At 64.8% G+C, this 19681-nt stretch carries 15 protein-coding genes; 8 read left to right on the forward strand and 7 right to left on the reverse strand.

The window, feature by feature from the left end; translation table 11 throughout:
* Nucleotides 1-480 precede the first annotated feature (480 nt).
* Nucleotides 481-2388 (forward strand): sensor domain-containing diguanylate cyclase, encoded by a 1908-nt coding sequence (locus GD606_RS09875; RefSeq protein WP_163303153.1) that lies wholly within the window; start codon nt 481-483, stop codon nt 2386-2388.
* 62 nt (nt 2389-2450) lie between these two features.
* On the opposite strand, the gene GD606_RS09880 is transcribed toward GD606_RS09875, so the two are convergent.
* The 6 genes from GD606_RS09880 to GD606_RS09905 form a co-directional block, all read right to left on the reverse strand.
* Nucleotides 2451-3170, reverse strand: a complete 720-nt coding sequence (locus GD606_RS09880; protein WP_163303154.1) for an ABC transporter ATP-binding protein — start codon at nt 3168-3170, stop codon at nt 2451-2453.
* Between the two features lie 4 nt (nt 3171-3174).
* Nucleotides 3175-4398 carry a high-affinity branched-chain amino acid ABC transporter permease LivM gene (gene livM / locus GD606_RS09885; protein ID WP_163303155.1) on the reverse strand — a complete coding sequence of 408 codons (1224 nt, stop codon included), beginning with the start codon at nt 4396-4398 and terminating at the stop codon, nt 3175-3177.
* Nucleotides 4382-5299, reverse strand: coding sequence for a branched-chain amino acid ABC transporter permease (locus tag GD606_RS09890; protein ID WP_163303156.1), 918 nt, complete (start codon nt 5297-5299; stop codon nt 4382-4384). Before GD606_RS09890 ends, livM begins: the two co-directional genes overlap by 17 nt.
* 149 nt (nt 5300-5448) lie before the next feature.
* Nucleotides 5449-6579, reverse strand: a complete 1131-nt coding sequence (locus GD606_RS09895) for a branched-chain amino acid ABC transporter substrate-binding protein (protein ID WP_163303157.1) — start codon at nt 6577-6579, stop codon at nt 5449-5451.
* Between the two features lie 122 nt (nt 6580-6701).
* Nucleotides 6702-7469: an ABC transporter ATP-binding protein gene (locus GD606_RS09900; protein ID WP_163303158.1), complete on the reverse strand. Its 768-nt coding sequence runs from the start codon at nt 7467-7469 to the stop codon at nt 6702-6704.
* 114 nt (nt 7470-7583) lie between these two features.
* On the reverse strand, nt 7584-8510 hold the full coding sequence (locus GD606_RS09905) for a nodulation protein NodZ (RefSeq protein ID WP_163303159.1): 927 nt from the start codon (nt 8508-8510) through the stop codon (nt 7584-7586).
* A gap of 506 nt (nt 8511-9016) precedes the next feature.
* Between GD606_RS09905 and GD606_RS09910 the strand changes: the two genes are divergently transcribed.
* From GD606_RS09910 to GD606_RS09940, 7 genes are all read left to right on the forward strand, one after another.
* The gene (locus tag GD606_RS09910) at nt 9017-10138 is read left to right on the forward strand and encodes a class I SAM-dependent methyltransferase (protein WP_163303160.1); all 1122 of its coding nucleotides are present in this window, start codon (nt 9017-9019) and stop codon (nt 10136-10138) included.
* Between the two features lie 409 nt (nt 10139-10547).
* Nucleotides 10548-12566 carry a proton-conducting transporter transmembrane domain-containing protein gene (locus tag GD606_RS09915; RefSeq protein ID WP_163303161.1) on the forward strand — a complete coding sequence of 673 codons (2019 nt, stop codon included), beginning with the start codon at nt 10548-10550 and terminating at the stop codon, nt 12564-12566.
* Nucleotides 12563-13471, forward strand: a complete 909-nt coding sequence (locus tag GD606_RS09920) for a respiratory chain complex I subunit 1 family protein (protein ID WP_163303162.1) — start codon at nt 12563-12565, stop codon at nt 13469-13471. Before GD606_RS09915 ends, GD606_RS09920 begins: the two co-directional genes overlap by 4 nt.
* A gap of 142 nt (nt 13472-13613) precedes the next feature.
* Entirely contained in the window at nt 13614-14258 is a 645-nt protein-coding gene (locus GD606_RS09925; RefSeq protein ID WP_246299048.1) for a hydrogenase-4 component E, read from the forward strand.
* Nucleotides 14259-14260: 2 nt separating this feature from the next.
* Nucleotides 14261-15742, forward strand: coding sequence for a proton-conducting transporter transmembrane domain-containing protein (locus tag GD606_RS09930; protein WP_163303163.1), 1482 nt, complete (start codon nt 14261-14263; stop codon nt 15740-15742).
* 10 nt (nt 15743-15752) lie between these two features.
* On the forward strand, nt 15753-17333 hold the full coding sequence (locus tag GD606_RS09935) for a hydrogenase large subunit (protein ID WP_176629267.1): 1581 nt from the start codon (nt 15753-15755) through the stop codon (nt 17331-17333).
* An 84-nt stretch (nt 17334-17417) separates the two neighbouring features.
* Entirely contained in the window at nt 17418-18191 is a 774-nt protein-coding gene (locus tag GD606_RS09940; protein WP_163303682.1) for an NADH-quinone oxidoreductase subunit B family protein, read from the forward strand.
* Nucleotides 18192-18438: 247 nt separating this feature from the next.
* On the opposite strand, the gene GD606_RS09945 is transcribed toward GD606_RS09940, so the two are convergent.
* Entirely contained in the window at nt 18439-19659 is a 1221-nt protein-coding gene (locus GD606_RS09945; protein WP_163303681.1) for an outer membrane protein assembly factor BamB family protein, read from the reverse strand.
* Between the last annotated feature and the right edge of the window lie 22 nt (nt 19660-19681).

Raw genomic sequence — 19681 nt, forward strand, 5'->3', positions numbered from 1 at the left:
GTTATCCCGGCCGCACGTCCGATGCCTGCGCCGTTCCCGGATATACCGGGCAGGACACCGCTCCGGGCCGGAGGAGCGGCTCACTCCTGACGGGAGGGGGGCTTATCCTCCCAGATAGGCCCTATTGATCCCGGGGTTGGCGCGAAGGCTCGCCGCCCTGTCTCCCATGACCACCCGGCGCGCCCCCAGGCCATGGCTGCCCGGCGGTTGCGCATACCCTCTTTTTGTCCGGGTTTTTCCCAATATGTCAAAAAACCAGTCTGGAGCTTTGCAGCGGATCCTGCTAGTATTGCCCCGCAGTTTCGCGCCGTCCGCGGCCTTTGCCGCCAAGCGGACAGGGACTGAAATCAGGTGGTCACGACCCGACCTGGCGACCGCCTGCATATCATTCTCGCATGGAGCGCCTTCCCCCCGGTCTGTCACGTTGTAGCCATGGCGTCCCCAGGAATCTCCTCGTCCCGCCGCAAAGGAGTCGCCCCGATGAGCATGTCCACAGCGCCAGCCTCCCGGCGTCTCAGCCGACAGATCCTCATGAAAGTCCTTGTCCTTGGAACGATCATCGTGGGCAGCGCCACCATCATCTGCTATTTTCTCGTCTACAACATAAGCAGTGAGAAGACCTTCGCCTATCTGCGACAGTACATGCTCGAACGGAGGCAGCAGGAAAATCGGGCGTTCCTTGACGCCTATGCCCATCTGGAGTTTTTTCGCGACGAATTCCTGAAGCTTTACCTGTCCGACATCGAATTTTCCGATGACGAATTCTGGAATATGTACGAGGTGGACAAGGACGGCGCAACGCGCATGAAGAAGGAATTCTTCGATGTCGGGTTTGATCCGCGCCTGGGCCGGACATGGGGCGTAACCAGCTTCATCGGCAACAACCAATCCGTGGCGTCGCGGGACTTCAAACGGAGGCTGCTGCTCTCCTACATCCTGGTCAATCGCTACGGACCGGCCTGGCTCCCCACCGGCATCCTGCATGTCACCTACCCGGAAAACGCCCTGGTGATCTTTTCGCCCGACGACCCCTGGGGCCTGCAGGCCAGGCCTGATCTGCCCATGAACGAGCTGGGGACCATCAAGGCTACCCTGCAATCCGAAAACCCGCAGCGCACACCCGTCTGGACCGGACTGTACTACGACGAGACCGTCGGGAAATGGACCATCACCTTCGAGATGCCCGTGGATGACCAGGGACGCCACCTGATCAACCCCAGCCTCGACGTCAGTCTGGAATCGATCATGAACCGCCTCGACTCCGGCCTTCCCGAAGGCGCCTACAACCTCATCCTCAGCAAAAACGGCTACCTGATTGCGCATCCGGGTGATCTGCGCAACGAACTCAAGCTCAAGGGGCAACTCTCGCTGGACAAAATCGGCGACCCCGGCCTCACGCGCATGCATCAGGAAATCACGGCCCACGCCGGATTATCCACCCAGGATGTCAGCATCATCGAGGACGCCGGGGGCGGCAATTATCTCTTCGTCGCGCCGCTTACCGGCCCGGAGTGGTGGTTCGTCATGGTGCTGCCCAAGGCGCTCATCGCCAGGGAGGCCCACCAGACGTCGCAGATCGTGCTCTTTCTGGGTTTCTCGCTCTTCGTTCTCTATTATTTCGCCGTGCACCTCATCATTCGCGGACAGGTCAAACTCCCTCTGCGGCGGTTGCAAAACGCCGTTTCCCTGGTGGCCAGGGGAGAATACGAGAGGGTCATCGCGACTCCCCAGTTGCTTCCCCTGGAACAAAAAAACGAGATCGGGCAACTGGCCGGGCTCTTCCTGGACATGTGCCGGGAGGTAAACGGGGTGCATGAGAACCTCCAACATATCGTGGAAAGCCGGACCCGGGAACTCGAAACCGCCAACGCCAAGCTACGGGATTTAAGCCTGCTGGACGGACTGACCGGCATTCACAACCGGCGCGCCTTCGACAGGGATATTCCACGGGTGTTTGCCCAGGCCGCAAACGGCCTGGCCTCTTTTTCCCTGATGCTGGCCGATATCGATTTTTTCAAGAACTACAACGACAGGTATGGACACACGGCAGGCGATGTGGCCCTACGCCGGATATCGGATGTCATCGCGGCCAATATCCGGGATTGCGACCGGGTTTACCGCTACGGCGGCGAGGAGCTCGCCGTGATTTTCAACGACGCCGACGAAAAAACGGCCATCCAGGTCAGCGAGCGCCTCATCGCGGCGGTCCGGGCCTCCGGTCTGCCCCATGCGAGCAGCCAGCACGGCGGCGTCACCATCAGCGCCGGGCTGGCGGCGTACAGTCCCCGCTTCGCCTCCGTCACGGACATGATCGACGCGGCGGACGCCAGCCTGTACGCGGCGAAATCCAGCGGCCGCAACTGCCTGCGCGTCAGCAACGCCTCCTGATCCGCCTCTTCACGACCGTTCGCCCCAAGACGCGTCCGAGGCCGTATCGTGCGGGATGCGTCCTATCCGCCCAGATAGGCCTTTTTGATCTCGGGGTTGGCGCGCAGGGCCGCCGCCTTGTCCTCCATGACCACCCGGCCCGTCTCCAGGACGTAGCCCCGGTCGGCCAGGGACAAGGCGATGTTGGCGTTTTGCTCGACCAAAAGGATGGTCGTGCCCTGCTGTTCGTTGATATCTTTGATGATTTTGAAGATATGCTGGGAGAAAAGCGGCGACAGGCCAAGCGACGGCTCGTCCAGAAGCAGCATTTTGGGGCGGCTCATGAGCGCCCGGGCGATGGCCAGCATCTGCTGCTCGCCGCCGGACAGGGTGCCGCCCTTCTGGGTGCGGCGTTCGTAGAGCACCGGAAAAAGCCGGAAGGCCAGATTCATGTCCTGTTTGACGCCCCCGGCGTCGCGCCGGAAAAAGGCCCCCATCTCCAGGTTTTCGGACACGGACAGGCGGGGGAAGATGCGCCGTCCCTCGGGCACCTGGCACAGCCCCATGCCCGGCAGCCGGTCGGAAGCCACGTCGCGGATGGACGCCCCCTGGTACAGAATGTCGCCTTCCGAGGCCCTGACGATGCCGCAGATGGTCATGAGCGTTGTGGACTTGCCCGCGCCGTTGGCCCCGATGATGCTGACAATCTCGCCTTCGTCCACCCGCAGGCTGACCTGGCGCAGGGACTGGATGCGGCCGTAATGGGCGGATACGCCCCGGAGTTCCAAAATCGTCGCGCCCACGGCCTTACCCCTCGTCGTCGGAACGTTTGCCCATGCGGGCCGCAGGCCACAGCCCCTCGGGGCGCACCAGCATCATGACCGCCATCACCCCGCCGAAGACCAGCATGCGGTACAGCTCAAACTGCCGAAAGACCTCGGGCAAGGCCACCAGGGCCAGGGCCCCCAGGATCACCCCGGGAATGGACCCCAAGCCCCCCAGGACCACCATGGCCAGGACCATGGCCGACTCGATGAAGGTGAAGCTCTCGGGACTGACGAAGCGCATCCGGGCCGCGAAAAAGGCCCCGGCCAGCCCGCCGAACACCGCGCCCATGGCGTAGGCCAGAAGCTTGAAGCGGAAGGTGTTCACGCCCATGAGCTCGGCTGCGGTCTCATCCTCGCGGATGGCCTCCCAGGCCCGGCCGATGCGTGAAAAGTTGAGCCGCCGCACAGCCACCACCGTGAACACCGCCAGGGCCAGGATGATGTAGTACATGTACGAAAGCTGGCGCATGACCACGGTCTCCAGGACCAGCCCGCCGTCGCTGATGACCGGCACGACAAGGCTTGGCGGGGGGATGCCCAGGATGCCGTTGGGGCCGTTGGTCAGCGTCATCCAGTTGTTGATGACGATGCGCACGATCTCCCCGAACCCCAGGGTGACGATGGCCAGATAGTCGCCGCGCATGCGAAGCGTCGGGTAGCCGATGAGGCACCCGGCCACGGCCGCAAAGGCGGCGCAGATGGGCAGACACAGCCAAAACGACAGGCCGTAGTGCAGGGAGAGCAGGGCATAGGTGTAGGCCCCCACCCCGTAAAAGGCGATGTAGCCCAGGTCCAGCAGGCCGCACAGGCCCACCACCACGTTAAGCCCCAGGCCCAGACAGATGTAGACCAGCACGTTGACGGCCACGTCCTGGGCGTAGCGGTCGGTGAAAAAGGGATAGGCCAGGGCGAAGGCCATAAGGGGAACCAGGAACATCCACTTGGGCGAGGAGCTGTACACCCGGCCCACGCCCCGGGTCAGCCGGGCCAGGGGCCTTGTCACGGCATCGAAAACCCCGAGCCGGGACAGGCGGAACACAACGAAACAACAAAGGGCCGCCAGGGCGATCTTCCACCACACGGCAAAAGCCTCGGCAAAGGTCAGGGCGCCGTCGGGATGGATCCCCAGAAGCGGCCAGAGAAGGAGAAACAACCACCCCATGGCCAGGGCGAAAAGCATCCAGACCCTAGACCCGCGTGTCATCGACGTTCTCCCCCATGATGCCCGTGGGCATGAAATACAAGACCGCGATCAGGATGACGAAGGCGAAGACGTCCTTGTACTGGCCGCCCATGGGCAGATAGGCGGCGGCCATGATCTCCACCATGCCGATGATCAGGCCGCCGACCATGGCCCCGGTGATGTTGCCGATGCCCCCCAAGACGGCGGCAGCGAAGGCCTTGATGCCCGGCACGAAGCCCATGTCGTAGCGCACCGAGCCGTAGTACAGGCCGACCATGATCCCGGCCGCGGCGGCCAGGCAGGCCCCGATGGCAAACGTCATGCTGATGACCTTGTTGGCGCTGATGCCCACCAGGGCGCTCATGACCTTGTCCTGGGCCGTGGCCCGCATGGCCTTGCCCATGCGCGTCTTGAACACCAGGGTGTTTAAGGCCACGAGTAAAAGCGCGGTCACGGCCAGGATGCCGATCTGCATGTAGCTTACGCGGATGGCCCCGAAGTCGAAGCCGCCGTGGGTGAACTCCGTAGGATAGGCCTTGTCGTAGACGCCCTGGGTGAGCATGAGGCCGTTTTGCAGGAAGATCGACATGCCCAGGGCCGAAAGCAGCACCGACAACCGCGAGGACTGGCGAAGCGGCTTGTAGGCCACCTTTTCCACGGCCATGGCCAGCATGGCGCAGTAGCCCATGGACAGGACCAGGGACAGGCCGACGCCCAGCCCCGGATGGGTCTCCATGAACCCGTTGGCCGTCAAAAAGCTTAAAAAGATGACGCCCAGGTAGCCCCCGGCGGCAAATATCTCGCCGTGGGCGAAATTGATGAGCTGGATGATGCCGTAGACCATGGTGTAGCCCAGGGCCACCAGGGCGTAGACCCCGCCCAGCGTCAGGCCGTTGATCATCTGCTGCAGAAAATAATCCATGCGTCCCGCCTTGTGGCCTTGAAACGAGCCCCCGCCCTCGGCCATGTCCGTCCGCGTCCGCCGACGAGCATGGCCCAGGGCGGTCTGCCCTGGGAGTCCCGGAAGAGGCCGAAGGCCCCTTCCGGGATCATGTCGGCGCAAGCGCCTGTCTAGTACTTTTTGCCGGTCTGGGGATCCCAGTAGTTCTTGAACTGGCCGTCTTTGACCACGCGGATGATGTAGTTGGAGCCGGAGTCGCCGTTGGCCGCAAACTTGATGTGCTTGGAGGCGCCGTCGGCGTCGATCTTCATGATCGCGGCCTTGATCTTGTCCGGGTCCGTGGAACCGGCGGCCTTGATGCCCGACAACAGGGAATAGGCCGAATCATAGGCGTAGGCCGAATAGGCCCCGGGCTTGCCGTACTTCTCGTAGGCGGCCTGGAACTTCTTGTAGGCCGGGGTCTCTTCGTCGATGAACCCGAAGGTCAGGTACACGCCCTCGGCGGCGTCCTTGGCGATCTCCATGAGCTGCGGATGGTACACGGCGTCCTGGCCGATGATGGCGGCCTCGATGCCCATGCGCTTGGCCTGGATGAGCATGAGCGCGCCGGAGGAGGAATTCTGCAGGCTCATGTAGAAGACGTCGGGCTTGGCGTCTTTGACCTTGGTCAAAACGGCCGAGAAGTCCTTGTCGCCCTGGTTCACATGGTCATGCTCGATGACCTTGATGCCCTTTTCCTTGGCCAGTTTTTCCACGTTGTCGGCCAGGCCCTGGGAATAGGTGGTCTTGTCGTCCACGATAAAGACCGTCTTGGCCTTGAGTTCGTCGGTCATGAACTTCATGGCCGCCACGGACTGGTCGTCGTCACGGCCGCAGACGCGGAACATGTAAGGCAGGCCGCGCTCGGTGACCTTCTCGGAGGTGGAGGCCGGGGTGAGCATCAGGATCTTGCCTTCGTCCAGGACTTCCGAGGCCGGGATGGTGGAGCTGGAGCAGTAGGAGCCGACCACGCCCACGACCTTCTCGTTTAAGAGCTTGTTGGCGGCGGCCACGGCCTGGCGCGGGTCGCAGGCGTCGTCCTCGGCGAACAGCTCGATTTTCTCGAAGCCCGGGATGCCGCCTTCCTTCTGGATGGCGTCGATGGCCGCGCGGGTTCCGTTGGCGATGTCGTTGCCGTCAGCGGCGTAGGAGCCGGTGAGCGGGCTCTGGCTGCCGATTTTCAGCGTGGCCGCCTGGGCCGCCGCGCCCATGGCCAGGCACAGGGCCAGGGTCAACACGATGATGCGGGAAAATCCTTTCATGCCTGATCCTCCTTGGGTAAAGATGGTTGCGCCGTGCCTCCCCGCGCGGCACATGCCGCGAAGGGAATCTCTTGTGTGCAAACATGCCCCCGGCCAAGGAAAGGCCGACGGGCCTCAATCCGTCAGACCGCAGCCTCGGCGCCCAGATAGGCCGTAATGACCGCCGGGTCGCGCCGGACCTCCTCGGGACGGCCCTGGCTGATGAGCACGCCGTGGTCCAGGACCACCACCCGGTCGCTTAAGTTCATGACCACGCTCATGTCGTGTTCCACCAGAAGCACGTTGATTCCCGATTCGGCGATACGGCCGATGGTGTCCATGAGCTCCCGGCTCTCGGAGGGATTTAAGCCCGCGGCGGGCTCGTCGAGCAGGATGGTTTTCGGGTCCGACCCCAGGGCCCGGGCGATCTCCAGGCGGCGTTGCAGGCCGTAGGGCAGGTTCTTGGCGGCCACGTCGGCAAAGGCCTCAAGCCCCGCAAACCGAAGGGCGGCCATGGCCCGGTCGCGCACCGCGCGCTCCTCGCGCCGCTGGGAGGGCAGCCGCAAAACCGCCCCCACCACCGTGCTTTTCGTGCGGCAGTGGCGGGCCACCATGACGTTTTCCAGGGCGGTCATGGCCGTAAACAGCCGGATATTCTGGAAGGTGCGGGCGATGCCGCGCTCGATGATGCGATGCGGACGCAGGCCCGCCAGGGGGACGCCGTCGTACAGCACGGCCCCTCCGGAGAGACGGTAAACACCGGTGATGGCGTTGAAAATAGTGGTCTTCCCGGCCCCGTTGGGACCGATGAGGCTTAATATCTCACCCGGGGCGAGGTCGAAGCTGACTTCCGTCAGGGCCTGGAGGCCCCCGAAATGCACGCTTACGTCTTGCAGCGACAAATGTGCCATGGACTAGATGAGGTATACGAAATCCCCTGAAAATCAAAGCGCTAATTTGCAACAGACGGGTCAGAAATGCGAAAAATGTCGAAATGGGGCGGGGTTAACCCAAAGCGGACTAACCTACCCCCCAATCGCCGTGACCCGCTCCGGAGGCAGCCCGGACAACAGGATGGGCACCCGGGCGAAGGAACTCGGGGCGTAATGCACGATGTGGCGGCAGCGCCCCAGAAGATACATGTCCACCAGGGCCTCAAAGCCCTTGCGGGCGTTGTCCTGGCCTTCGTAGAAGGCATGCAGGGGCTCGCCCGGTTCGGGGAAAAACTTCTCGGTATGCACGGTCCCCGGGAACAGGCGGCAAAACGTGGTCTGCACCTGACGGTTGTCCGTGGTCAAAAACAGGCCGTGCCCGGTTTTCTCCATGGTCTCCCGGATGACCCGGACGAAGGCGTCCAGGGGGGCCTTCAGGTCCGTGTGCCGGATGTGGGCCCCGATCATCCCCGAGGCAGAAAACCGGGCCGCGGCGAAATCCTCCACGGCCCGGGCCAGTTCCGGCACGGGGCGCAGGTAGCCGCGCAAAAGATCCCGGCAGGCCTCCATGGGCTTTCGCCCGGAAAACCCCGGCACGCCCCGTGCCAGAAGCGGCGCCAGGGCCAGGGCCGGTTCCAGGTCCGGGGCCCAGCCCACCAGGATGTCCTGGCCGTAGTCCGTCTTTGTAAAGTCGAGGCATGTTTCGGCCCGTACGGCGCGGCTTAAGTGGTCGTTGTCAAAAAGGTATTCCACGGCCACGGGCTCGGCCAGCCGGTCGCGCCAAAATTCCGGAAAGATGGTGGTCTGGGGCGAAACCGGCGGCGGCGCGTCCACGGTACGCAGCCCCGGGACCGTGAAATACAGGGGAAAGACGTTCTCGAAGGCGTTGGAGTACAGCCCGTCGCGCCAGTCCACGCACAGGGTCCGGCCCGTAAGCAGGCAGTAGCCGATCCCGGCCAGGGCGGCCTGGATGCGGTTGCTTAAGCCCCCCGAGCCCTTGACGATCAGGTATTTTTCCAAAGTATGATCACCATAGCGTCTCTCTACTTGTCTTATAACTATCCGAAATCACCATTCTTGCTGTATGCTAGAGTTCTGACGCCCACCTTCAGACCGACAAGGGGATTTTGCACCTCCAAACACTATCACCGCCTTCGCCCAATTTCCATCCCTGGCCTTAAAATCTCTTTTTCCCATGTTAACTCAATAAGATATGCCAAGTCGCCCGGCTCGGAGTTTTCCTCATGGGAGTCATCTTGTCCACCTGCCGCCGCTTCCTGCTTCACCGGGCAAAAATGATCCCTGCGGCCACGGACAGCCGGGACGGCTCTCTGCCTGGCGGCCTCGCCGGACCAGCCCATCCGGCGCCTCCTTCCGATCCAGCACCCTGGTATGGACTTTGGGCCGTTTTCCGTGCATCTCTTCAAAAATTCGATAGTTCCGTGCGGCGTCGCCTTTCTGCATACCTGTGCTTGGAAGCAATACGGCGACTCGGAAAATAAACCTGAGGCTCAGCGAGGATATTTATGAAGCTTGGCGGACATCTGGCCACGACGTTCCCCATCTCTTCCATTATCGACAAGAAGCGTATCCTTCTCTATCCGGCAGCCAGCGGTTCGGCCTATCTGCTCTCTTTTCTCCAAGATGCATTCCCTGGAATATTACGTAACATTATCGGTTTGGGCGACAAGGATCCGAACAAGACCTCCCTGCGTCTGGACAGACTGAAAATCTACGCCGCAGATACGCTCGCCGCACTGCGTCCGGATCTCGTGCTCGTCACCTCCAACTCCCTCTTTCCCGCCATGCGGGAGGAACTGTGCGGGCAACTCGGGCCGGATGTTCCCATCCTGCTCGCGGACGCCATAGAGGAATACCTGGCCCATGAGGCAAAGCAGTCCCTGCTGGCCCAAAAGATGTTGGGCGCGCCCTTTGACGGGGACAGGGACGCCCCGGCCGACAACGGCTGGTTTCACTGCATGCCGCTTGGCGGCGGCCGCTATGCGAAATCGTACAAGGGCGTGCTGACATACCGGATGCTGGATCAGATCCGATTGCCACGGGATCTCACGGGCAAGACCGTCCTGGACCTCGCGGCATCGGATGGCTTTTACAGCTTTGAGTGCGAGGCCCGCAACGCCCTGAGCGTGACGGCCGTGGAAGGTCCTGGCTGGGAAAACCCGGCAGGGCTCAAGCGGTTCCTTCACGCCAGATCCCTTTACGAATCCACTGTCAAATATCACAACGCGCGCATCGAAGCATTTATCGACGCTCCACGCCACTCCTACGACATCGTTCTGTCTCTCGGCATCTATTACCATTTGCAGGATCCATTGTCCTATTTCGCCAAACTGCACGCCCTGACCAACGATATGCTCATCGTGACGGGAAGAACCATCGCAGCCACGATCCATGACCCCATCCACATGCCCTATGACCAGATACATGGGGCCAATCCGTCCATGCACACAGGTCGGGCGGCGTCCATCCTGCTGCTTTCCGACAGAAAGATAGGCAAATGGACCGCCAATGTCGCCTGTCTCCTGGACATGCTGCACATCGCCGGTTTCGCGGAAGTGGACGTGGCGTTCGATTACTGTCCCCCGGGGAGCTTCATCGCTTCGACGGCCATCGTGGCGCACAAGTGAGTCTCGGAGGCTGAGGGGGGCGCGGAAAAGCGGGCAGTCCGTCAGGCTCTCCGCCCGATGGTTACACCCAAGAAACGGGCATACTCCACTGATGCAAGGGATGTCGCCAATGGGTCGTGGTTATCAGGGAGACAAACACAATTCCATGTGGATCAACGGCGTGAGGCGGACCCGGTTTGCCTGGACACCAAACCGGGCGATGACCAAGGTCGTCCAGGGAGCGGTCAATGTGCTGGCGACACGCGACAGCAGCCATGTTGACTTCCCGGTTTCCGGGGTATAGGCAGGGCCTTTTTTGATTGACGGACATGGAACGGTTTGCCATGCAACAAAATCATACCTCTCACCGACGCCACGCCCTCAAGGACGCTGCGCCGGTCCACGCGCGCAAAGCCCGACGGACCTGCCCATGCCCCTCTATCTGACCGCCCTTTTCGTCCTTTTAGCCTCGGCCCTGGCGGCGCTGGCAAGCGGTCGCGGCCGGGCCGCCAATCTCCTGGGGCCGCTGGGATGCCTTCTGGGCTGTCTTCTGGGACTCTTTGCCGCCGCCACAGCCCTTTTCTCCCCCGCGCCCCCGATCCTGCGCCTGCCCTGGAGCGTGCCCTACGGGGCCGTCTCCCTGACCATCGATCCCCTCTCGGCCCTGTTTCTGCTCCCGGTGTTCATCCTGGGCGCGGCCGCCGCCCTGTACGGCCGGGGCTATCTGGCCGGGCTGGCCGGGAAACGCCACCTGGGCGGGCACTGGTTTTTTTTCTGTCTCATGGTGCTGGGCATGGCGCTGACCGTGTGCGCCACCAACGCCGTCTTCTTCCTGGTGTCCTGGGAGATCATGTCCCTGGCCCCGTTTTTCCTCATCTGCCTGCACCATGAAGAGGACCGGGTGCGGGCGGCGGCGCGCACCTATCTTTTCGCCGCCCACCTGGGCACGGCCTTTCTCATGGCCTTTTTCCTGATCCTGGGACATCTGGCCGGGTCCATGGAGTTTTCGGCCATGGCCAGGGTCGCCCCGGACGTGCTTCGCCCCTTCGCCCCGGCCCTTTTCTTCCTGGCCCTGGCCGGGTTCGGGGTCAAGGCGGGCATCGTGCCCCTGCATGTCTGGCTGCCCGAGGCCCATCCCGCCGCGCCAAGCCACGTCTCGGCGTTCATGTCCGGGGCGCTGATCAAGGCCGGGGTCTACGGCGTGCTGCGCTCCCTGACGTTTCTTGGCCCGCTGGCCCCCTGGATGGGCCAGACCCTGTTGGCCATCGGCATCCTCACGGGCGTCCTGGGCCTTCTGGCCGGGATCGGCCAGGGAGAGCTGAAGCGCTTTCTGGCCTTCTCCAGCATCGAAAACATGGGCATCGTCTTTCTGGGCCTGGGGCTCGGGGTGCTGGCCGCGGCCACGGGCCATCCCGGCCCGGCCCTGCTGGCCTTTAGCGGACTGCTCTTTCACGTCATCAACCACGCCCTGCTCAAGGGGCTGCTCTTCTTCGGCGCTGGCAGCGTGCTGCACGCCGTGGGCCACGGCTTCATGGAACGCCTGGGCGGCCTGTCCAAGCGCATGCCGTTTACGGCCACGGCCTGCGTCCTGGCCGGGGCGGCCATCTCCGGGCTGCCGCCGGGCAACGCCTTTTTCGGGGAGCTTCTCATCTATGTGGGCGGGGGGATGGCGGCCATGGACATGCCCCTGACCGATGCGGTCTGGGCCTGGACCGGGGTGGCGGGGCTGGCCTTTATCGGCGGCCTGTCGGTCATCGGCTTCACCCGGGCCATGGGCATCGTCTTCTCCGGCGAACCACGCACCACTGACGCCGCCGACGCCCAGGCCCACGATCCGGCCCCGCTTATGCGCGCCGCCATGTGGCTTCTGGGCCTTTTGGCCCTTGGCGCGGCCCTGGCCGCCCCCTTCCTGTTTACGGCCATGCTTCCGGCCGCGCGGCTGCTTCTGGCCGGGCAGTCCACGGCCCTGCCGGTCCTGCCCTCGGCGACGGTCAATCCCGAGGCGCTCTTGACCGCCGCCGCGATCATCGCCTTCGGGGCCGCCGTCCTGGCCCTGGTTTTGGCCTATGCGCGAAGCAGGCTGCTCGCCGGACGCAGCGTGCGATCCCATGGCACCTGGGACTGCGGCTACATCCTGCCCGCGCCGCGCATGCAGTACACGGCCTCCTCCTATGCCGAGCCCATGACCGTGCTGTTTCGCCGCCTGCTCGGCGAAAAACGCCTGTTCACGCCGCCTGAAGGCCTTTTCCCGGCCACAGGCAGTTCCCGCTTCGCCTCCGAAACGCCCGACCGGGTCAAGGACGGGTTTTTCACTCCCCTGTTTTCCGCCGTGCTCACGGCCTGCGACGCGCTCAAGCGTTTCCAGCAAGGCAACCTGAACCTGTACATCCTCTACCTGCTGGCCACCCTGGTCATCCTCCTGGCCATCGCCCTGGGGTTCGCCCCATGACCGCCCGCGTCCTGGCCGTCCTCTTGCCGCTTGTGCTGGCCCCCCTGGCCTTCGGGGTCATCCACCGGGTCAAGGCCCGCTTCGCCGGGCGCCAAGGCAAGCCCCTGACGCAGATCTACCTGGACATCCGCAAATGCCTGGGCAAGGGCGCGACCATCAGCCGCACCACCACCTGGCTGTTTCGGGCCGGACCCACGATCAACCTGGCGGCCACCCTTGCGGCCCTGCCCTTCGTGCCCCTGGGCGGGCTTCCGGCCGCCGTGTCCTTCCCCGGCGACATCTTCGTCTTCGTCTACCTTTTGGCCATGGGCCGTTTTTTCACCATCATGGCCGCCCTGGACACCGGCTCGAGCTTCGAGGGCATGGGGGCCTCCCGGGAGGCGGTCTATTCCTGTCTGGCCGAGCCCATGCTGTTTCTCGCACTTTTGGCCCTGGCCCGGCATTCCGGCGACCTGTCGCTTTCGGGCATGCTCTCGGCCGTTTCCGCGGGCTCCTGGCTCACGGGCGCGCCGGTCCTGGCCCTGGTCACCGTGGCCCTGTTCCTGATCCTTCTGGCCGAAAACTGCCGCGTGCCCTTCGACGATCCAAACACCCACCTGGAGCTGACCATGATCCACGAGGTCATGGTTCTGGACCACGGCGGCCCGGATTTCGCCTTCATCGAGTACGCCCAGACGCTCAAGCTGTGGATCTTCGCGGCCGTGGCCACCAGCCTGCTTCTGCCCGCCGCCTCGGGCGTCCTGGCGTGGGACGCCCTGTGGGGCCTGGCCGGGGTCTTTGCGGCCGCCGCGGCCGTGGGCGTCACGGAATCGGTCATGGCCCGGCTGCGCCTGACCCGGGTGCCGCCGCTTCTGGCCGCTGCCGGGGCCTTCGCCGCCCTGGCGCTCATCCTGGTGGGGGGCTGACGGACATGGGCGCGGGAATTGGGCTGTGGGGATGCCTCCGGCGGCCAAAGGGCGCAGCCCTTGGCAAACCCGTAACGGGGGAGGCGGAAGGCCGGATCATGGATGACGTTTCGATGGGCGCGGACGGGAGGGCGGAGAAGACATGGACATGATTTCCCTAGCCCACGCGGCGGTGGTGCCGGTCATCCTGGCCAACCTGGCCCTTTTGGCCTCGAGCCGGCTGGTGACCTGCATCCGGCTGGTGGCCCTGCAGGGCGCGGTCATCAGCGTCACGCCCCTTATCTTCGAGTCCGGGCCGCTGACCGTCCACACCGCCGTCTTGTGCGCCGTGGCCCTGGGGCTCAAGGGCGTGGTCTTTCCCCTGCTTTTGCACCGCACCCTGCGCCGGGTGGTGGTGCGCCACGAGATCGAGCCCTACCTGGGCTATCCCCTGTCCATCCTGCTGGGCATCCTGGGGCTTCTGGCCTCCCTGTGGCTGGCCGGACGGCTGGGGGTGCCCGCCGGGTCCTATCGGTCCTTTGCGGCGGCCTTCGCCGCCATCCTCACGGGCCTTTTGCTCATCGTCACCCGCAAAAAGGCCTTCACCCAGGTCATGGGCTATCTCACAGCGGAAAACGGCATCTTCCTTTTGACCGCCGTCCTGGCCCCAGGCGGGCCGCTTTTCATCGAACTGGCCATCCTTCTCGACGTGTTCGTGGCCGTCTTCGTCATGGGCATCGCCATCCACCACATCAACCGGCAATTCGACTGCATCGACACCGACCGGTTCTGTTCGCTCAAGGACTAGCCATGCTGCTCGCCATCCTGGTCATCCTCCCCTTCGTGCTCGGCGGCGCGGCCTTTTTGTGCCGGACCGGCCCGGCCGGGCGGGGCCTGCTCGTGGCCGGGGCCGGGGCGCACCTGATCCTGTCCGTGGCTGCCGTGTTCGGACGCCCCGAGGCCCTTTTCGGCGGCATCCTGTTGCTCGACGCCCTGGGCGGGCTCTTTCTGCTTCTGACCAGCATCCTGTTCGCCGCCGCCGCCGTCTACGCCGTGGGCTATCTGGCCAAGGAGCACGGAGACGAGCGGCGCGACTTCCAGGAAGGGGCCTTTTTCTCCAACGCCCCCCAGACCGTGTTCATCGCCTGCCTGTTTTTTTTCCTGGGCTCCATGACCCTGGTCACCGCCACCCACCACCTGGGCCTTCTGTGGGCGGCCATCGAGGCCACCACCCTGGCCTCGGCCCCGCTGATCTACTTCCACCGCCACCACCGCTCCCTGGAGGCGGCCTGGAAATACCTGGTCATCTGCTCCGTGGGCATCGCCCTGGCCCTGGTGGGCAACATCCTTTTGGCCGCTGCGGGCGGCGCCGGGGCGCCGGATACCGAATCCTCCCTGTACCTGGGCGACCTGCTGGCCCGGGCCAAGACCATGAATCCCATGTGGTTCAAGGCCGGTTTCGTGTTCCTCATGGTCGGCTACGGCGCCAAGATGGGCCTGGCCCCCATGCACACCTGGCTGCCCGACGCCCACAGCGAATCGCCCTCCCTGGTCTCGGCCTTACTCTCCGGGGCGCTGCTCAACTGCGCCTTCCTGGGGATACTTCGGGCGCATCAGATCGGGGTGGCCGCCGGACTGGCCGACTTCTGCTCTCCGATCTTCATCGGCCTGGGGCTTTTCTCCATGGTCACGGCCGCCGTGTTCATCATCGGGCAGGGGGATTTCAAGCGCATCCTGGCCTATTCCAGCGTGGAGCACATGGGCATCCTGTCCCTGGCCGTGGGCCTGGGCGGCGCAGCGGTCTTCGGCGGCATGCTGCACGCCGCCGCCCACTCCGTGACCAAGGCCATGCTGTTTTTATTGGCGGGCAACATCCTGGCCGCCTTCCACACCAAGTCCTCCCACGACGCCCGGGGGGTCATCCGCGCCCTGCCGGTCACCGGCATCCTGTGGGTGGCGGGTTTTCTGGCCATCACCGGGTCGCCGCCCTTCGGCATTTTTTTGAGCGAACTGACAATCCTCAAGGCCGCCCTGGACGCCGGGCGCTTCGTGCTGGCCGCCGCCTATCTGGGACTTTTGGGACTGATCTTTTGCGGCATGGCTGTGCCGGTGTTGCGCATGGCCCAGGGCCCGTCCACCCCGCACATCGACCCGGGGCCGCGTGGCGAGGACGCCCTGTCCGTGGGGCCGCCCCTGGTCCTTGGCGGGCTGACGCTGCTTTTGGGGCTGTATGCGCCGTCCTTTTTCAGCGACCTGCTGACCCGGGCCGCCGCCCTGGCCTCGGGGATGTAGGGGGAACGCCATGCAGCCCGATCTGACCATGCGTAATGGAGAGTCTGTCCCGGCACATCTGGTTCCGGTTTTGGATTTCGAGTCCCTGCGGACCTTCCTGGTGGGCGAGGTGCGCGGCGGCGGACGCCTGGCGGCCCTTTTCGGACTGCCCGGGCTGCCCGGAGCTGGCGGCGCGGTGCGCGTTCTGGCCGTGGTGGCCCGGGACGGCGCAGGCATCCTGCGCCCGGTTGTGTCCGAGGTCGGCGACCGCTATCCGGCGCTCACCCCGGACATCCCCCAGGCCCATCTCTTCGAGCGCGAGCTTTCCGAGCAGTTCGGGGTCATCCCCGTGGGGCATCCCCGCCTGAAACCCGTGCGCTACCACACCCCGGGGACGTTCAACCCGGCCGCCCCGGCCGCCCCCCGGCCCCTGCCCGCAGATACGGACTTTTTCCGGGTCGAGGGCGACGAGGTGCACGAGGTGGCCGTGGGGCCCATCCACGCCGGGGTCATCGAGCCCGGGCACTTCCGGTTCCAGTGCCACGGGGAGACGGTCTTTCACCTGGAGATCGCCCTGGGCTTCCAGCACCGGGGCATCGAGGCCGCCCTCGAGGGCGGGCTTGTCGGCCCGCTGGCCGCAGGCGGCCAGGGTTTTGGCCGCATCCCCCATTTCATAGCCACGGCCGCCGGGGACACCACCATCGGGCATACCCTGGCCTGGTGCCGGATCATGGAGTCCCTGTCCGGGACGACGGTTCCGGAACGGGCCGGACTTTTCAGGCTCATCGCCCTGGAACTGGAGCGCCTGGCCAACCACACCGGCGACCTGGGAGCCCTGGCCGGGGACGTGGCCTATCTGCCCACCATGTCCTTTTGCGGCAGGCTTCGCGGCGATTTTTTGAACATGACCGCGCTTTTGTGCGGCAACCGGTTCGGCCGGGGTCTGGTGGTCCCGGGCGGAGTGGCGTTTGACGCCGACGCCGCCCGTCTTGCGGAGCTTCGCGGCCGTTTCGAATCCACCTTCCGCGATGTGGAAGGCGCGGCGGATCTTTTATTCGAAACGCCCTCGGTGCGGGCCCGCTTCGAGCACACCGGGGAGATCAGCCGGGACACGGCCACAGCCCTGGGGCTGGTGGGACCGGCGGCCCGGGCCTGCGGCATCGCCCGGGACGTGCGCGTGGACCATCCCTTCGGGGCCTACCGCCGCCTCGCGGCCCGGGCCGCCTCCTGGCCCTCGGGCGACGTCTATGCCCGGGCCTTCGTGCGCCGTCAGGAGATCCGCGAGTCCGCCCGGCTCATCCGGGCCGCCATCGATGCGCTGGTCGCGCTGGACGCGCTGCCGCAGGGGGACATCCGCCAGGGCGAACCGGACTCCTGGCCAAGGCCCCTCGCGCCGGAGAGCCTTGCCGTGTCGCTTGTCGAGGGCTGGCGCGGCGAGATCTGCCATGTGGCCCTGACCGACGCGCAGGGGGGGGTCGTGCGCTACAAGATGATCGACCCGTCGTTTCACAACTGGGAGGGGCTGGCCATGGCCCTTCGCGGCCGGGCCATCTCGGATTTTCCCCTGTGCAACAAGAGTTTCAACCTGTCCTATTGCGGACATGACCTGTAGAACCGCCATGACCGGCGTCCCGTCGTCACGCCGCGCCGCCAACCGTCCCGGAGCCCTCCGGGCCGCCCAAGGGAGCCTCCCCCCGTGCTTCGCGCCGCCCTGGAACGCCTAAGTCAAAAACGCCGTACCGTGGCCTTTCCGGACGGCGCCCCGAACCTGCCCGACCGTCTGCGCGGCCTGCCGGTCATCGACGCCGCAAAATGCCCCGCGGCCTGCCTGGCCGCCCCGGCCTGCGCCGCCGCCTGCCCCATGGGGGCCATGCGCCCGGGCCTGGGCGTCGGCGGCACGCCGCTTATCGACCTGGGCAAGTGCCTTTATTGCACGGACTGCATGGCCGCCTGCCCCACCGGGGCCATCACCTTCGGCCGCGACTACCGGCTGGCCGTGAGGAAGCGGGAGCACCTGCATTTTCGGGGCGAGGCCCTGCGTCTGGCCGAGGCCCTGGAGAAGCGGACCCGGAAGCTCTTCGGGCGGTCGCTGAAGCTTCGCCAGGTCAGCGCCGGGGGCTGCAACGCCTGCGAGGCGGATTTGAACGTGTTGACCACCATCGTCTTCGACCTGGGCCGCTTCGGCATCGATTTCGTGGCCTCGCCGCGCCATGCCGACGGGTTGATGATCACCGGGCCGGTGCCCGAGAACATGCGCGAGGCGCTTCGCAAGTGCTACGACGCCACGCCGGACCCGAAAATCGTCATCGCCTCCGGGGCCTGCGCCATCTCCGGGGGGCCCTTCGCCGGGCTGCCCGAGTCGCACGACGGGGCCGACGCCGTCGTGCCGGTCGATCTGTACATCCCGGGCTGCCCGCCGCACCCGATAACGGCTTTGGACGGGATGCTGCGGCTATTAGGGAGAATATAAAAAGACGACATGTCTTTTTATGGGGACGGCCTTGGACGGCATGCTGCGGCTTTTAGGGCGGATAGAAGAGGCGACCTGTCTTTTTATGGGGCGGCGTTGCACGGGACTGCGGCTTTTGGAGAGCATTGAAAAAGACGATGCGACGTTTTCCGGGGCGGCCGTGACCACGCGCCGCAGACAAAAAAACCGCCGGGTGGGGACAACCGCATCTTCCCGCCCGGCGGTTCGCATTATGTGATCCTGCCGCCTATTGGTTAAGCAAAAGCAAGAGGTTCTGCCCCTGCGTGTCCATCGACGGCGGCGGCGGGGAGTCCCCCGTGGCCGAGGTCTGGGCCGGATTGTTCTTGTGCATGGGCCAGGCGTGGACCAGGGAGCCGGTATCCAAGGCGAACACCCCTGCCCAGTCCGCAGCCAGATAGACCGTGCCGCCGCCCACCGCCGCCTGTCCCCACACCGTCCCGGAAGTTCCCCCGGTCGCCCAGAGCACGGCCCCTGTGGCCGCATCCAGGCAGACCGCCTGGTTGTCGGCTCCGAGCATCTTCTGGACATAGACCTTGCCGTCCAGGGCCACGGGCCGGGGGGCGGAAAAACCGGAGTCTCGAATCGCGTAATTCCAAAGGCTGCCGCCCGAGGTCAGGGAAAAAGCCCGCAAATATCCGTCGCTGGTGGCCAGAAAGACCCGGGATCCGTCGATGGCCGGGGGAATCCCGTCCGCGTAGGCGTTGCCGCCCAGATCCACATGCCAGAGCAGGTTGGGGGCGCTCTGGCCGTCGCCGACGTACCAGCAGGCCAGGCCGGTCCTGCCCGTGAAGCTTGAATAGATCACGGCCACGAGATAGCCGCCGTGGAGCGCCCCCTCAAAAATGCGGTTGAAGCCCGTCGGCGGGGACTTCGACCAGCGTTGCGCTCCTGTGGCCGGGTTGAGGGCTTGCAGTATGCTCGAGAGGGCATAGATGTTCGTTCCGTCCGTCAGGACCGTGCCGACCTCGAACAAGGACTGGGCCCAGACGTCCGCCAGGGTGGTGCTGGATACCGCGACCACGGAATACGCCGAATCTTTGATCTTGACGAAATACAGGTTCTCGCCCAGGGCGGCCGGGGCGTTCGAAACCACTGAACCGTCCAGGGTGCGGTCGGTGAGCACCGCCCCCGTGGCCGGGTTGATCCGATACAGATGCGTGTCCGCGCCAAGATACAGCACGCCGTCTTGCAGGATCGGCGAGGTAACGGACGACACAATGGTTCCATTATACCAAGCCTGGAGGCCGGTGGCCGCATTGAGCGCGGTCAGGCCCCCGTCCTGGCCCTTGACGATGACCAGGCTGCCGGAAATCACGGGGGTCGACCAGGTGGCCTTGTCGCCGCCGATCTGCCCGGTCCACATCAGGTCGCCCGTGGCGGCGTACAGGATGGCTGGACAAAATCCCATGAGAACGCAACATATCACGGACTGAAGGAATCTGGTCATATTCGTCTCCGGTTGTTTGTGC

It is taken from the genome of Desulfolutivibrio sulfodismutans DSM 3696, from assembly GCF_013376455.1.
Lineage (GTDB): Bacteria > Desulfobacterota > Desulfovibrionia > Desulfovibrionales > Desulfovibrionaceae > Desulfolutivibrio > Desulfolutivibrio sulfodismutans.

What these genes read in the sequence shown, in the direction of transcription:
- GD606_RS09935 (WP_176629267.1), top strand. Translation starts at nt 15,753, where the DNA reads ATGCAGCCCGATCTGACCATGCGTAATGGAGAGTCTGTCCCGGCACAT.
- GD606_RS09930 (WP_163303163.1), top strand. Translation starts at nt 14,261, where the DNA reads ATGCTGCTCGCCATCCTGGTCATCCTCCCCTTCGTGCTCGGCGGCGCG.
- GD606_RS09910 (WP_163303160.1), top strand. Translation starts at nt 9,017, where the DNA reads ATGAAGCTTGGCGGACATCTGGCCACGACGTTCCCCATCTCTTCCATT.
- GD606_RS09920 (WP_163303162.1), top strand. Translation starts at nt 12,563, where the DNA reads ATGACCGCCCGCGTCCTGGCCGTCCTCTTGCCGCTTGTGCTGGCCCCC.
- GD606_RS09890 (WP_163303156.1), bottom strand. Translation starts at nt 5,299, where the DNA reads ATGGATTATTTTCTGCAGCAGATGATCAACGGCCTGACGCTGGGCGGG.
- GD606_RS09900 (WP_163303158.1), bottom strand. Translation starts at nt 7,469, where the DNA reads ATGGCACATTTGTCGCTGCAAGACGTAAGCGTGCATTTCGGGGGCCTC.
- GD606_RS09895 (WP_163303157.1), bottom strand. Translation starts at nt 6,579, where the DNA reads ATGAAAGGATTTTCCCGCATCATCGTGTTGACCCTGGCCCTGTGCCTG.
- livM (WP_163303155.1), bottom strand. Translation starts at nt 4,398, where the DNA reads ATGACACGCGGGTCTAGGGTCTGGATGCTTTTCGCCCTGGCCATGGGG.
- GD606_RS09915 (WP_163303161.1), top strand. Translation starts at nt 10,548, where the DNA reads ATGCCCCTCTATCTGACCGCCCTTTTCGTCCTTTTAGCCTCGGCCCTG.
- GD606_RS09945 (WP_163303681.1), bottom strand. Translation starts at nt 19,659, where the DNA reads ATGACCAGATTCCTTCAGTCCGTGATATGTTGCGTTCTCATGGGATTT.
- GD606_RS09875 (WP_163303153.1), top strand. Translation starts at nt 481, where the DNA reads ATGAGCATGTCCACAGCGCCAGCCTCCCGGCGTCTCAGCCGACAGATC.
- GD606_RS09925 (WP_246299048.1), top strand. Translation starts at nt 13,614, where the DNA reads ATGGACATGATTTCCCTAGCCCACGCGGCGGTGGTGCCGGTCATCCTG.